Consider the following 14,261-nt stretch of genomic DNA (forward strand, 5'->3'; position numbering starts at 1 on the left):
GGTTACAAATAATGATAAAATGTACTAGTATACGACAGGGAAGATAACTTAAATCGATGGTTCTCCGACGTTTAAAGAACGGAATAAAGGTTAAGAGATAAGAATAACCAATTAGTTTTTTTGTCATAACATATAGTGGCTAGAGGAAGAAAAGAGGGAATGTATATGAAAGAGTATAAAGCCTGGATAGATAATTTTCATTCTTTACAATTAGAAGGTCCGATCGTAAATGACATCGTTACAAATATAGATCGTGCTTATGCAATTGGTAATGGCGAAAAGATCCACTTAATATCAGAGGGTCATACAATAGATGAAAATACGGTTCGTTTTTACTCGGAAGATTCCCTTCCAGTCGATCAAGATATGTTTTTATATTTGGGAGAACTGGAAATCCCTATTTATGTAAGAGGGGTCGTAAGGACGGAAAAATTTGATGAAAAATATGATGGATCACGTGAAGATTTAGGAGCCATTTATAATGATATAGAAACGATTTTTCGAGTTTGGAGTCCTGTTGCAACAGAAATGAAACTACATGTGAATGAATCGGTTTATGAAATGAAAAGAAAGAAGTTCGGAGTTTGGGAATATACTCTGACAGAAGACTGTCATGGTTACAGCTATTTATTCATCCCTACGCTAAATAAGGAGACGTATGAAGTTGTTGATCCTTATGCGAAAGCAGTCACTACGAATGGGGAATATGGAGTCGTAGTGAATCTGGAAACTACGGATCCAGATGAATTTAGAGAGACACCAAGACCGGACATAGAAAATTTGCAAGATAGCTCTATTTATGAAGTGCATATACGAGATGCTACTATTGATTCGAGAAGCGGAATTGTTGACAAGGGGAAGTATTTAGGCTTAACGGAAAAGGATGCTAAAACAGTTCACCAGTATTCATCCGGCCTCTCCTATATTAAAGAATTAGGTGTATCACATGTGCAATTATTACCAGTGAATGATTTTGGCAGAGTCAATGACCTAGAGCCGAATAAACAATACAATTGGGGCTATGATCCACTGTTTTTTCAAGTTCCAGAAGGAAGTTATTCTGTAGATCCAACAGATCCTTTTGCAAGAATTACGGAATTAAAAGAGCTTATTCATTCGTTTCATCAAGAGGGCTTATCCGTCATTATTGATGTTGTATATAACCACGTTTTTGTAAAAGAAACGTCTTCGTTTGAAAAGCTTGTACCAGGATATTACTTCAGGTATCACGATAATGGAACTGTAAGTAATGGAACTGGTGTAGGGAATGATATTGCAACAGAAAAAAGAATGGCTCGAAAATTTATATTGGATACAATTGGATATTGGTTACGCGAGTATCGGGTGGATGGTTTTCGCTTTGATTTAATGGGAGCAATTGATCTTACAACCATGCAGCAAATTCAGAATTCCTGTAAAAAAGAAGAGACACCTATTCTACTTTTAGGTGAAGGATGGGGACTGCAAACAGCATTTTCTTCTGAAAAGCTTTCGACAAGTTTCAAGTCTCATCATTTACCGGGGATCAGATTCTTTAATGATGTTTTTAGAGATACAATAAAGGGGAATTTATTTGAATCACATGATCATGGTTTTGTTAATGGTAAGGGAAGGTATATTGAACGATTAACACAGCTTGTGAAAGGTTCTGCTGCACAGAATGAAGATATACCACCATTTGTTCATGAAGTCACACAAACGGTTAATTACGTAGAATGTCATGACAATCACACACTTGCGGACCGCCTTGAGATCACTAATAGCTCTGACACAAACGAAGAGCGAATGAAAATGCATAAGATGGCCACTGGATTAACGATTGTTAGTCAGGGAATTCCCTTTATCCATGCGGGGCAGGAATGGTTCAGGTCAAAAAGTGGAGATGAAAATAGTTATATTTCCGGTGATAAGATAAACCAGCTTGATTGGAAAAGACGTGGAGAAAAAGAAGAGGATATTCAATATGTCAGAGATCTTTTAAGCATTAGAAAGGAATATTCTGTTTTCCGTATGACTAAACAAGAAGATATAAATCGTCATCTACATGTTTTAATAACACCACCTAAAGTCTTTGGTTTTACACTTCTCGCTTATAAAAATGATCTTTGTATTTACGCGAATCCTACTGAAAAGGATGTTAAAATAGAACTGCCTTCTTCAGGAGATTGGGAAATGCTAGTGACGAGCCTAGGAAAACATGAACGAACTTACTTCTCCGTTAGAGGCAAAGAATGTGAGTTAAGACCATATGAATTTATTATATTAAGAAAATCGAGACTTTAAGTTGAACAATAGAGTAATCTTCTTTACAATGAATAAAGGCTTTATTTTATAGTGACGTATTTTAAATGAAATCATTTACTGATAGATGAGATATGAGGGTGAAACGATTGGAACATTTCATGGGTGAAGGTTGGCAGCTGCGTTCCGCTGGTGGAGCAACAGGGGAAGCGTATATTGCTGAACAAGGAGAACAAAAGCTGTTTATAAAAAGAAATTCTTCACCTTTTTTAGCGGTGCTGTCTGCAGAGGGAATCGTTCCTAAATTACTGTGGACGAAACGTCTGGAAAACGGAGATGTTATAACTGCTCAGCAGTGGGTAGATCGTCCGGAATTAAAATCATATGAAATGAATCATGATAGCGTTGCTTCCTTGCTGTCAAAAATCCATCGTTCAAAAGAACTGTTGGATATGTTCATGAGAATGGGAAATCGCCCTTTATCTCCTACCGAAATATTAGCTAACTTGGATTTGAGAACAAGACATTTACAAGAGTCATTGCTGTATGTAAAAGAAGCAATGCAATGGTTAACTGATAACTTCCCGGTATTCTATGAGGAGAAATGTGTAGTTTGTCATTCTGATGTTAATCATAATAATTGGATTAATAATGAGGATGGAAGTTTATTTTTAATCGATTGGGATGGTGCACAAGTTGCTGATCCCGCGTTGGATCTCGCTCCATTACTGTATCTGTACGTACCGAAACAGGATTGGGAAGAGTGGTTAAAGGGATATGGGGAAGAGTTAAGTGAAGACTTAACTTTAAGGATGCAGTGGCACATGGTTGTTCAATGCATAGATAATATTCTTTGGTTTTGGAAACGTGAGGAAACGGCTAACATTACAAAGTGGTCTCATTTGTTGGATGATATTTTACAAGCAAGAACATAAAAACACTGCAGCTTAATTTAAAGGGCTGCAGTTTTTTTATGTTCGTAGATAATTTTTTAAATAGTAGAGATTGTTGTTTTCGTCGAACAGAAAGGCTCGAATGGAGGCTTTAAAGATCACGTTGTATTTAATAAAAGACGCTGCGCTTTTTTATTATTAAATAAGATAGATAAGATGACAACTACCTTCATGCCGCGCGTAGCAAGGGAACCCCACCCTTGCTACTTAAATGATGGCGGCAGAAGCTAACGCTGTACTTAACAAAAGACGGCTATACCGTTTTTCTTATCAAATCTCTCGGCCTTTTCGTTGTTCGTAATCAATGGTGACCTTGCCGCCGCCCTCATTTAAAAGATGAAGTTCTTCTACCCAGCGAGAAAGGTTCAGATGGTGGTGTCTTACCAATTCATTTCTATTACTACTTTCTCGTCCATTCTCCACATACGTATGAATTTCTTGTATCGTTCCTAGGAAGTTTTCGTTAATGGATTCTTCTCTTAGTGTCGCTAAAACTCCATCCATTTTTGTGAATTCTTCTATTGATGCAGTCTCCGTTTTTTTTTGGTGATCCAATAAAGACTGAAGCAAATCAATTCTTTGTTTTACATCCATACTCTCATACACCTCCATTTTAAGTTAAGGCTGTTTTACTCTTCCTCTTCCCTAATTTTGATAAAGTATACATGTTTTTCAGACTTCTTAATTGGTTAAAATGTGATATGATATTTTTGATGTACAGATTATGAATTAGAACAATGGAGAGTGACAATATATGCGTTTAAGAAATAAACCGTGGGCGATGGAATTTATCGATAGTCACCCGGAAATAAGAGAAAAGAATCCAAAAAGTTGGCAAGGGAGATGGGATGAGCGATTTAATAAGGCTCAACCATTGTTTGTCGAGGTTGGTACTGGGAAAGGCAAGTTTGTAACTGATATGGCGAAAGAGTATCCAGACACAAATTTTATTGGAATAGAAAAATATGAGAGTATTATTGTCAGTGGAGTTCAAAGAGTGATCGATGAGCCAGTAGACAATCTTTTATTCTTACAGGAAAATGCTCACAATATTACTGATTTTTTTGGAGCGAAAGAAGTAGACCGCATTTATATTAATTTTACCGATCCTTGGCCTAAGAACAGACATGAGAAGCGTAGACTGACAAATAAATTTTTTCTTGAAAAATATGAGGAAATTTTGAAAGAAAATGGGGAGATTCATTTTAAAACCGATAACCAAGCTTTGTTTGAATACTCGATTGAAAGTTTGACAGACTATGGTTTTCTATTAAAGAATGTAAGCTTAGATTTACACAATAGTGACATGAAAGACAATATCATGACCGAATATGAAGAGAAATTCAGTGAAAAAGGTATGAGAATATATCGATTGGAAGCAAGTTTGCGCAAGAAGTAATCTTATCTGGGAGGAATGTTCATGGCTCTAGAACGCTGGAACGTAACCAATGATTTGACTCTTACTTGGTTGAATGGAGGGGTTACACACATGGATGGAGGGGCAATGTTTGGCGTTGTCCCTAAGCCCCTTTGGTCGAGGAAGTACGAAGGAAATGCTCATAATCAAATTGAACTTAGAACGGACCCTATTCTCATTCAAGTGGATGGTAAAAATATCTTAGTGGAGTCCGGGATAGGTAATCAGAAATTCTCCGATAAAGCAAAACGTAATTTTGGTATCACTGAAGAATCAAAAGTAAATGAGAGTTTAAATGATTTGGGACTATCTTGCCAAGACATCGATCATGTGTTAATGACTCATATGCATTTTGATCATGCTTGTGGATTAACGGTGTGGAATGGGGATGAACTCACTTCCGCTTTCCCAAATGCTACAATCTGGGTACAAGAGACGGAATGGATGGAATTAAAGAACCCGAATATCCGTTCCAAAAACACGTATTTTAAAGAAAATTGGCAAGAAATCCAAGACCAGGTGAAAACGTTCCAGAAGGAGATAGAAGTTGTAAACGGTATTAAGCTTATCCACACTGGCGGGCACAGTGCAGGACATTGTATCCTTCATATCACCCGTGGAAAGCAGGATATTTGGCATTTAGCAGATATTATGCCTACTCATGCTCATCAAAATGTTTTGTGGGTACTAGCGTATGATGACTTCCCAATGGATTCTATTGCAAAAAAACAAGAGTTTGTGCTTTCAGCAATTGAGAAGGAGTCATGGTTTATGTTTTATCATGACAAAAATTATCGTGCGTTAAAATGGGATAAGACAGGGAAGCATATTATAGAAAGTATTACACGTAATAGAGATAATGAATAAATAAGTGGGTAAGACGACCAATTACAAAAACACTCTCACGATTCAAGAATCATGAGAGTGTTGGATTAATCTCCTTGTTTGTTTAAAGCGAGGATGGTCCCCGATGAGGCGTCTACAAAAAATTCATATGCTTCCATTTTTCCTGATTCATCGGTAGCGGTTATTCCACCACGGTATACTTGATAAAGTAACTTGTCTTGTTCGAATTCCTCGGCAATCATATGAATCCAGGATCCTTCAATGGTTCCAAGATGCGTTGCCTTTCCTTTGACGAGTTTAAGTGCTTTTTCGGGAGACAGCTTTCCTTCGGTTTTATCAAGTTGGTTTTTTGCCAGTAAAGTTACAGCAACGCCTGCACCAATACCAACAGCAAAGTTTTTCCAGCTCATGAACACACCTTCTTTCGTTGTCGATTAGTGGTTATTTTATATTGTATAGCTTCTCCACCTCAGTATATAGAAATGCAAACGAAAAGCCAATTGTATCCGCTTAAATTTCAAAAAAGTTATAGGGAATGTTTTTCGCTTCATGAAAAAGTGGAAAGGATTTTAACTATTCGATAAGATAGGAAGGTCCCATACATAATACAATTATAAGAAAGGGGATTTGTATGAATAAGGAAACATATCAAATGTTTGAAACGTTAACTCAGTTACCGGGAGCTCCTGGTTTTGAGCATCAAGTAAGAAATTATGTCAAAAAAGAATTAGAGAAATATAGTGATGAAATAATTCAAGATCGACTTGGCGGCGTTTTCGGGGTAAAAAAAGGAAATCAACAAGGACCAAAAGTAATGGTTGCCGGTCATATGGATGAAGTTGGTTTTATGGTTACATCCATTGATGAAAAAGGTCTTATCCGCTTTCAAACACTTGGAGGATGGTGGAGTCAAGTGTTGTTAGCACAACGATTACAAATTATCACAGACAATGGTCCTGTTACCGGAGTAATTGGTTCTATTCCTCCACATCTACTTGATGAAGCTAAACGCAGCAAACCGATGGAAATCAAAAATATGTACATTGATATTGGTGCGGATGACCGTGAAGATGCTGTGAAGATCGGAATTAAACCCGGACAGCAAGTTGTGCCGATATGTCCGATGGAAACGTTAGCCAACAAGAAGAAGATTTTAGCAAAAGCGTGGGATAATCGCTATGGTGTAGGTTTGTCTATTGAATTATTAAAGGAATTGAAGGACGAGAAAACTCCGAACATTCTTTATTCTGGTGCGACTGTACAAGAGGAAGTCGGCCTGCGAGGTGCTCAAACCTCAGCAAATATGATTCAACCAGATATATTTTATGCATTAGATGCAAGTCCAGCAAATGATGCATCCGGTGAAAAAGATGCTTTTGGTCATTTAGGAAAAGGGGCTTTACTTCGTATTTTTGACCGTACAATGATTACCCATCGTGGTATGAGGGAATTTATTTTAGACACGGCAGAGACGAATAAAATTCCATATCAGTATTTTATTTCTCAGGGTGGAACAGATGCAGGGCGAGTTCATATATCTAACAGTGGTGTTCCTTCGGCTGTGATTGGAATTTGTTCAAGGTACATCCACACTGCTGCTTCTATGATTCACATTGATGACTACGCAGCAGCAAAAGAGTTAATTACGACACTTGTGCGTCATACGGATTCGACGACATTGCAAACGATTCGTGACAATAGTTAATGAGTCTGAATGACCTATTTAGTCCCAATCGAGCATGATTGGGGCTATTTTTCTCTTTAGCAAGTTGCCTTTCGTTATTTCAAAAATAAATATAAAACATTTATAATAATACAAGGGGGAAGTTTTATGAAGCAGATCGTATACATAGGTACTATGAATCAAGCAAAGATAAAAGCAGTGGAAGCAGTTTTTAGCGAAGGGTATGAGATTAGATGCTGTGATGCTCCATCTGGAGTGTCAGGCCAACCATACTCTGATGAGGAGACGAGAACAGGAGCAGTTAATCGCGCAAAGTATTCAGTGAAAGAATTAGATGCTGGTTTTGGGATAGGGTTAGAAGGAGGTATTATGAAGATAGAAACGAGGATGTACCTTTGTAATTGGGGGGCGCTTGTTACAAACGATGGAAAAGTGTTTGAAGCAGCTGGTGCAAGAGTACCTTTACCGGAATCAGTTGAAAAAATGCTTGATGGTAACCTAGAGTTGGGAGAAGTAATGGACATTTGGACGAACGAAAAAGGTATAAGGCATAGAGAAGGTGCTATCGGGAATTTCACAAACGGTCTCGTTAGCAGGGCAGAGATGTTCGAGCATATTACTAAAATGCTCTATGGACAAATGATAATTGAATAGAAAATGTCTCAAAAGTTTTGAAAACCGTTGAGACAATGCAAGAATAAACAACCTAAATAATGGAATATTAATTTTCGTCAAAAATGTAAGATAGGGCTTGTAAAGCTTGATCGACAGTCTCAACAGTAACCTGTGCTTTTTCAGAGAGCTCTTTTAAAGGATGATGAAGCTCCTTAGGTCTTATTAGAATAAGTGGTTTATTCCATGCAATTGCAGAGGTGGCATCAGCTGCACTGTTCCACTGCTTATACTTCTCACCAAACAGAGCAATAACGATATCGGATTTCACCATTAAAACGCGTGTTCTTAAATTATTCATTTGGGAAGCAACTTCGTCTTTGTAGATTGCATTTGGCTGCTCACCAAGGATCTCCTCACCAATATTGTCAGAGCGATTATGATTCTCCATCGGACCGACAAAATGAATAGGAAGATTTTGGTCACTAGCTTTTGCTTTGAGTGTTTTTCGCCAATCATCGTGAATTTGACCGGCTAAGTATACCGTTAGTTCCAAGCTGATCATCTCCTAATTATCCTAGTTTAATGTTAAACATATATGTTTATACCCTAACTATTTTTTGATAAAACTTTTAATTAAAAAACGACATGTCGGAAAAAGTCGAATTTTAGCTATTTGGTTTTTTAAATTTTGTGGTATCATATACATTGGGATAAGCTTGGAAAATAGTTAGGGGTGTTTTAAGAAATGAAAGTCGTAAAACGATATTTAATTCCTTTAAGTTTGGCTTTCATTGTGGGCATGTTAAGCGCGTGCTCTATGTCAGAGGAATATGTGGTGGATGAGACTAAAAAAAACTTGGAATTAAAAATGGAACAGACCCCTCATGAGGCAACCTTTCAAGATTCAGGTATTTCTTTTTATTTACCTGAAGATACTGAGGTTGAGTTAGTAGATGAATATAATTATGTGTTAGATCACGATGGGCAAATGTCTTTATTATTTTTAAATGACTCAAGTCAACATGAAGATATTGATGCTATACTTGATGACCTTTACTTAATGAATGAACCAGTTATTGGAGAGCTTAGAGAGAAAAATGGCAAACAAGCTTATTTTGTTGTGGCCGAGTTTACAGAAGGAAACTATAAAGTAGTAGTTGGTTATGATGGCGTTAAATTATCATCTTTTATGAATATGAAAGATATACCTGATCGGGCAAAGGTAATGTTTGATATTGCCCAATCGGTAGAAAAACAATCGATTTTAGAGAGTTCTTAGGAGCTCTCTTTTTTTTAAAATTGTTGTTGCCGCTCGAAAAGAAAGGCTCAAATTTGCTCTAGGCGCTGCTTTTAGTTTTAATAAGTTATACATACTTCGAACGTGATGAAAGGATAATTAATCATGAAGATGAGAAGTTTTTTTAAGAAAAAAGGGATCGAACCTTCTTTCCAAAACTATGTTATTAACGCACTGAGTCATATGGCATTAGGGTTGTTCTCTTCGCTAATTATTGGACTTATTATGGAAACAGCAGGTAATCAATTCGGGATAGATATTTTAGTGGATATGGGTGTCATGGCTATGGATCTATATGGTCCAGCTATCGGTGTAGCAGTTGCTTATGGGTTAGGTGCCCCGAGACTTGTTTTATTCGCTGCGGTAGTAAGTGGAGCTGCTGGAGCTGCGTTAGGTGGCGGTCCAGCTGGAAGTTTTTTAGCGGCGTTGATTTCTACTGAAATAGGAAAGATGGTATCGAAAGAAACGAAAATAGACATTATCATCACGCCGTTCGTAACAATTGTTGCTGGTGTTGGAAGTGCGATGCTCATTGGTCCGAGTGTTTATTTAGGGATGACACAACTGGGTGCCTTTATTATGTGGGCAACAGAACAGCAACCTTTCGTTATGGGAATTTTGGTAGCTGTATTAATGGGACTTGCTCTAACGGCACCTATTTCAAGTGCGGCGATAGCATTTATGCTGGAGTTGGAAGGAGTTGCAGCAGGTGCAGCAACGGTGGGCTGTGCCGCGCAAATGATTGGTTTTGCTACCAGTAGTTTTCGAGAAAATGGCTGGTCAGGACTTGTTTCTCTTGGAATCGGAACATCTATGCTGCAAATTGCAAATGTGATGAAAAATCCGTACATCCTTATCCCACCGACATTGACAGCTGCAATACTTGGTCCAATTTCAACAGTTATTCTTTTGATGGAAAACAATCAAGCTGGGGCTGGTATGGGAACGAGCGGTTTTGTCGGACCTATTATGACGATTCATACGATGGGGAGTGATGCATCGGTCCTCATATCTATTGTTGTGTTGCATTTTCTTGCACCAGCTGTCCTAAGTTTGATATTCTCGGAGTGGTTAAGAAAAAAGAATGTGATCAAGTATGGAGATATGACGATCGAACAATCCTAGGAGGGTGCTACTTTGAAAGAAATTCAATCACAAGAAGAGTACAATAGTGCGATCAATGGCAGTGGAACTGTATTAATGTTTTCAGCAGGTTGGTGTCCAGATTGCGTAGTTATTGAGCCTGTGTTACCAGAACTTGAAGAAAAACATTCCGATCTTGCTTTCTACAAAGTAAACCGGGATAATTTTATGGAGTTGTGTCAGCAATTGGATATTTTTGGTATACCGAGTTTCCTTCTTTTTAAGAATGGAGAAGAAGTTCAACGCTTTGTTAGTAAAGATCGTAAATCAAAAGAAGAAATAGATGTATTTTTACAAGAGGCTAAACAAAAATAATGTTCAGGAAGTGGCCAAATGCTACTTCTTTTTTTTAGAGATAAGCGAACTGTGGTTAAATACAAGTGAGCTTTAGCGACCGTTTAAGTGTCAAGGATGGGTTTCCTTTGTCTAAACTAAAATCAAAAGCCCGAGTTCGTTGGTGATCTAAGCTAGAAATGTTAAACTAAAAATGGAATTACTGGAGGGAGACTTCATATTATGAAACCAATTCAAATGAAACGTGAAATAGAAGCACATTTAACAGATGAAAATTGGGTAATATCGTTTGACCGTGAGCAAAGTACCCTTAGAGTCGTTGATAAGCGTGTTGACAAAGGCGTAACTATTCAGTTGTCAAATTTAACAGAGAAGTTCGAAAGTGATAAAGAAAAAATGTTGACTGAGACTGTTCATTCTATTAAAGAGGGTTTGCGTTTGTTAACCGCAAAGGTGCAGATTGCTGGAAACGAAAAAAATATTTTTCCTGTTGTCAGATCTACGTCGTTCCCAACAGAATTGGAAGATGGGCGAAAACTTATATTTACTGAGCACACGGCAGAAACTAAGATATTCTATGCTGTGGATCAGGGGGCCTCTTATTCTCTTATAGACGAGGGAATGCTTGAAGACGCTGCAAAAACAGTCAAGGAAATTAAAGAAACAGGTATGTTTAATCTTCGGTCATTAAATAATCCGATGAAAGAGGATAATGTTGCTGGCAATACATTTTATTTTATAAGAACTGATGATGGATATGATGCAAGTCGAATTATGAATGAAACTCTATTAAAAGAGATGAACGATAAAGTGTTGGGAGAACTTGCGATAGCTGTTCCTCACCACGATGTTCTCATTTTTGCGGACATCCGAAATGAAACCGGGTACGACATTTTGGGTCAAATGACCTTTCAGTTTTTCTCTGAAGGAAGAGTGCCGCTCACAGCTTTACCGTTTATGTATAAGGATGGAGAACTAGAACCGATTTTTATTTTGGCTAGAAAAAAACCAAAAGAGACGTAAAAAGAATGATGAATTATTTGTTCATTCGAGTTACTATAGAGGAAAGAGAAGGATCACCATTACAGGTGATTCTTTTTTTGCCAAAAAAGAATCTGTAAAATTGGCAGCTACCTTCACACCGTTATCTAGTATCGAGGGAAACTCATCCTTGATACTAGATGGCGGTGGAAGCTGATGCTGTATTTAATAAAAGACGGCTATGCCGTTTTTCTTACGGATATAACGCTCGAAAAGGAATAGGTGGATGAACATGTTTGGTAAACGTTTTGGTAACTATCTTTCAGATTTGAAAAATTTGGTATTTCCCCAGGATCAGGATGAGGAGATAGATCAAATAAGTAAAGATGCAGTAAAAAGGTATTCTCAAGCAACAAGCGAGAGAAATGAAAATGTAAAAGTCATTAATCAATATCCTAAACAAGGAGCTTTTCGTTTTCCTTTAATAAAAGATGATCATGAGAAAGAATCACCTCCATCAAAAAAGTCAACATATCCGAAAAAAGAAATGACAACAACGAAAAAGTATAAATCGTCAGTTAATCCAGAGAAGCCAGAGGCAAGGAAAAAGTTTCAAGGACAACATTTTTCTGCAAGCACCATTCCATCACCTGTATATGGTTATCAGGCTCATGAAAAAAGGCTGACTAAATTACAAAAGATTGCAAGACAGTCACAAACCTCAGATAAATTGTCTTTAGTTCCTTCAGAGGACATTGGTGAAGATCAACCAGTATCCGAGGCGGTTATGGAAAGGCCTCTAGAAAAACAAGAATATCAGCCAGTAAAAGAAATCGAGGGAAAAGTAAAAGAACTGTTTGAAGGCACTGAAACAAATAAAGTGTATGACACAGAAAACTTACCGGAAGCAGATTCAGAAGTGACTAACGTTACGGAAGAAAGCGAAGAGTTATCTACCATAGAGGATAACCGACAGTTTAGGGATCAAGAAAATGTTACTCCTATTAGAAAAGAAAATGGTGGTAGTGAGATTTCTTCTATTCAGCGTCCAACTTTCACTAGAGAGAAAAGGTCAAAACCCAAGGAAATCAAGACTAGTAACCGTGAGAACAAACAAATGGAAAATGTTCCGTTTAATGTATTAATGCATTCAAAAGATCGTGTTAGGATGAAAAAAAGAGAAAAAGATCGTCAAGCGAATTACTCTTTTCCTCCATTACATCTATTAAGCGTGCCTAAAAAATTAGGCGAGGATGATAATCAGTGGCTTGAAGAGAAAAAGAATCAATTAAATGAGACCTTTGAGTATTTTCATATTAAAGCAAAGGTTGTTCATGTAACGAAAGGACCAAGTGTCACAAGGTTTGAAGTTCAACCTGATCCAGGTGTTAAAGTCAGTAAAATCGTTAATTTAACAGATGATTTAAAATTAAGCTTAGCAGCAAAAGAAATTAGAATAGAAGCACCAATTCCCGGCAAAAACACAATCGGTGTGGAAGTGCCAAATCTTGTTTCTTCTCCAGTTTTTTTAAGAGAAATCCTTCATCATCCAAGTTTCCAACAATCTGAATCCCCACTAACTGTGGCTATGGGTATGGATATTTCAGGGGAGCCAATTGTCATGGACCTTCAGAAAATGCCTCACGGATTAATTGCTGGGGCGACAGGTTCTGGAAAAAGTGTTTGCGTAAATTCCATTTTAACGAGTCTTGTTTACAAAGCCTCACCTAGTGAAGTTAGGATGTTGTTGATTGATCCAAAAATGGTTGAGTTAGCGCCATATAATAACATTCCTCATTTAGCAGCACCAGTTATAACCGATCCAAAAGAAGCAACAGAAGGTTTAAAGTGGGCAGTGAGTGAAATGGAAAGGCGCTACGAATGTTTGGCGGAGGCAGGGGCAAGAGATATCGCTCGTTATAATGAAAAAATGAAACGTTCCGGAGAACTTAATAAACATATGCCATACCTCGTTATCGTCGTAGATGAATTAGCAGATTTAATGATGGTCTCGCCTCATGATGTGGAAGAGGCAATTTGCAGGATTGCCCAGAAAGCTAGAGCATGTGGAATTCACCTTTTAGTTGCGACACAAAGGCCATCGGTTGATGTAATAACGGGATTAATAAAAGCTAATATTCCAACTAGAATAGCATTTTCAGTATCTTCTCAAGTGGACTCAAGAACAATTCTGGACGGTGGAGGTGCCGAGCGGCTGTTAGGAAAAGGAGATATGCTTCTGCTCGAAAACGGGTCCTCAAAACCAATTAGAATTCAAGGTACGTTTGTAACTGATGATGAAATAGACCGTGTAGTTGAATTTACAAAAAAATCAATCCGACCAGACTTCTTATTTGAACAAACACATTTAAAGGAACAAATTGCTCATGAAGGAGAAGATGATCTTTTTGATGAAGCATGTGAATTTGTAACGGAACAGCAGGCTGCATCAGCATCTCTACTGCAGAGAAGATTCCGAATGGGGTACAATCGAGCTGCCAGACTTATAGATGATATGGAGGAAAAAGGTATCGTTTCACCTGCAAAAGGAAGTAAACCGAGAGATGTTTATTTGACAAAACATGATCAAAAAGAAGAGAATAGATAAAAGGAGAAAATTTCACTCTACATTTCTCCGCATTTTTTATATACTATTGTAGAATGATTGCAATTTTATTATTTCTCACAATTGAATAGGGATCCGTGAGGACTTCGTTACAGAAATGGAAAGCAAGCAGAATCCATCTATTACATCGATGTCGTTAGCTTCACGATTCACGGCGAGATCGA

At 37.6% G+C, this 14,261-nt stretch carries 14 protein-coding genes; 11 read left to right on the forward strand and 3 right to left on the reverse strand.

Going from position 1 to position 14,261, the window contains the following annotated elements; all coding sequences use genetic code 11:
* Positions 1 to 165: 165 nt before the first annotated feature.
* Both pulA and ACHABW_RS05370 read left to right on the forward strand, forming a co-directional pair.
* The gene (gene pulA, locus ACHABW_RS05365; protein WP_435754401.1) at positions 166 to 2,283 is read left to right on the forward strand and encodes a type I pullulanase; all 2,118 of its coding nucleotides are present in this window, start codon (positions 166 to 168) and stop codon (positions 2,281 to 2,283) included.
* A gap of 92 nt (positions 2,284 to 2,375) precedes the next feature.
* Positions 2,376 to 3,176 carry a phosphotransferase family protein gene (locus tag ACHABW_RS05370; protein WP_435754402.1) on the forward strand — a complete coding sequence of 267 codons (801 nt, stop codon included), beginning with the start codon at positions 2,376 to 2,378 and terminating at the stop codon, positions 3,174 to 3,176.
* Positions 3,177 to 3,464: 288 nt separating this feature from the next.
* Here the strand turns inward: ACHABW_RS05370 and ACHABW_RS05375 are convergent, their stop codons facing one another.
* The gene (locus tag ACHABW_RS05375; protein ID WP_435754403.1) at positions 3,465 to 3,788 is read right to left on the reverse strand and encodes a YtzH-like family protein; all 324 of its coding nucleotides are present in this window, start codon (positions 3,786 to 3,788) and stop codon (positions 3,465 to 3,467) included.
* Between the two features lie 160 nt (positions 3,789 to 3,948).
* Here ACHABW_RS05375 and trmB point away from each other — a divergent pair, with 160 nt between their 5' ends.
* Positions 3,949 to 4,593: a tRNA (guanosine(46)-N7)-methyltransferase TrmB gene (gene trmB / locus ACHABW_RS05380; RefSeq protein ID WP_435754404.1), complete on the forward strand. Its 645-nt coding sequence runs from the start codon at positions 3,949 to 3,951 to the stop codon at positions 4,591 to 4,593.
* A gap of 21 nt (positions 4,594 to 4,614) precedes the next feature.
* Entirely contained in the window at positions 4,615 to 5,478 is an 864-nt protein-coding gene (locus ACHABW_RS05385; protein ID WP_435754405.1) for a YtnP family quorum-quenching lactonase, read from the forward strand.
* A 65-nt stretch (positions 5,479 to 5,543) separates the two neighbouring features.
* Here ACHABW_RS05385 and ACHABW_RS05390 read toward each other — a convergent pair whose 3' ends face one another.
* Positions 5,544 to 5,867: a PepSY domain-containing protein gene (locus tag ACHABW_RS05390; protein WP_435754406.1), complete on the reverse strand. Its 324-nt coding sequence runs from the start codon at positions 5,865 to 5,867 to the stop codon at positions 5,544 to 5,546.
* 221 nt (positions 5,868 to 6,088) lie between these two features.
* On the opposite strand from ACHABW_RS05390, the gene ACHABW_RS05395 reads away from it, so the two are divergent.
* On the forward strand, positions 6,089 to 7,162 hold the full coding sequence (locus tag ACHABW_RS05395) for a M42 family metallopeptidase (protein WP_435754407.1): 1,074 nt from the start codon (positions 6,089 to 6,091) through the stop codon (positions 7,160 to 7,162).
* A 126-nt stretch (positions 7,163 to 7,288) separates the two neighbouring features.
* Positions 7,289 to 7,795 (forward strand): DUF84 family protein, encoded by a 507-nt coding sequence (locus ACHABW_RS05400; RefSeq protein WP_435754408.1) that lies wholly within the window; start codon positions 7,289 to 7,291, stop codon positions 7,793 to 7,795.
* A 67-nt stretch (positions 7,796 to 7,862) separates the two neighbouring features.
* On the opposite strand, the gene ACHABW_RS05405 is transcribed toward ACHABW_RS05400, so the two are convergent.
* Complete coding sequence (locus ACHABW_RS05405; protein ID WP_435754409.1) at positions 7,863 to 8,309, reverse strand: YtoQ family protein; 447 nt, start codon at positions 8,307 to 8,309, stop codon at positions 7,863 to 7,865.
* A gap of 192 nt (positions 8,310 to 8,501) precedes the next feature.
* On the opposite strand from ACHABW_RS05405, the gene ACHABW_RS05410 reads away from it, so the two are divergent.
* The 5 genes from ACHABW_RS05410 to ACHABW_RS05430 all read left to right on the forward strand — a co-directional run bounded on the left by ACHABW_RS05410 (position 8,502) and on the right by ACHABW_RS05430 (position 14,079).
* Positions 8,502 to 9,035 carry a hypothetical protein gene (locus tag ACHABW_RS05410; protein WP_435754410.1) on the forward strand — a complete coding sequence of 178 codons (534 nt, stop codon included), beginning with the start codon at positions 8,502 to 8,504 and terminating at the stop codon, positions 9,033 to 9,035.
* 129 nt (positions 9,036 to 9,164) lie between these two features.
* The gene (locus ACHABW_RS05415) at positions 9,165 to 10,178 is read left to right on the forward strand and encodes a PTS transporter subunit IIC (protein WP_435754473.1); all 1,014 of its coding nucleotides are present in this window, start codon (positions 9,165 to 9,167) and stop codon (positions 10,176 to 10,178) included.
* Positions 10,179 to 10,190: 12 nt separating this feature from the next.
* Positions 10,191 to 10,511 (forward strand): thioredoxin family protein, encoded by a 321-nt coding sequence (locus ACHABW_RS05420; RefSeq protein WP_435754411.1) that lies wholly within the window; start codon positions 10,191 to 10,193, stop codon positions 10,509 to 10,511.
* Positions 10,512 to 10,712: 201 nt separating this feature from the next.
* Complete coding sequence (locus ACHABW_RS05425; protein ID WP_435754412.1) at positions 10,713 to 11,513, forward strand: DUF1444 domain-containing protein; 801 nt, start codon at positions 10,713 to 10,715, stop codon at positions 11,511 to 11,513.
* A gap of 250 nt (positions 11,514 to 11,763) precedes the next feature.
* Entirely contained in the window at positions 11,764 to 14,079 is a 2,316-nt protein-coding gene (locus ACHABW_RS05430) for a DNA translocase FtsK (RefSeq protein WP_435754413.1), read from the forward strand.
* Positions 14,080 to 14,261: the final 182 nt, after the last annotated feature.

It is taken from the genome of Salipaludibacillus sp. CF4.18 (assembly GCF_051262595.1).
GTDB lineage: Bacteria > Bacillota > Bacilli > Bacillales > Salisediminibacteriaceae > Salipaludibacillus > Salipaludibacillus neizhouensis.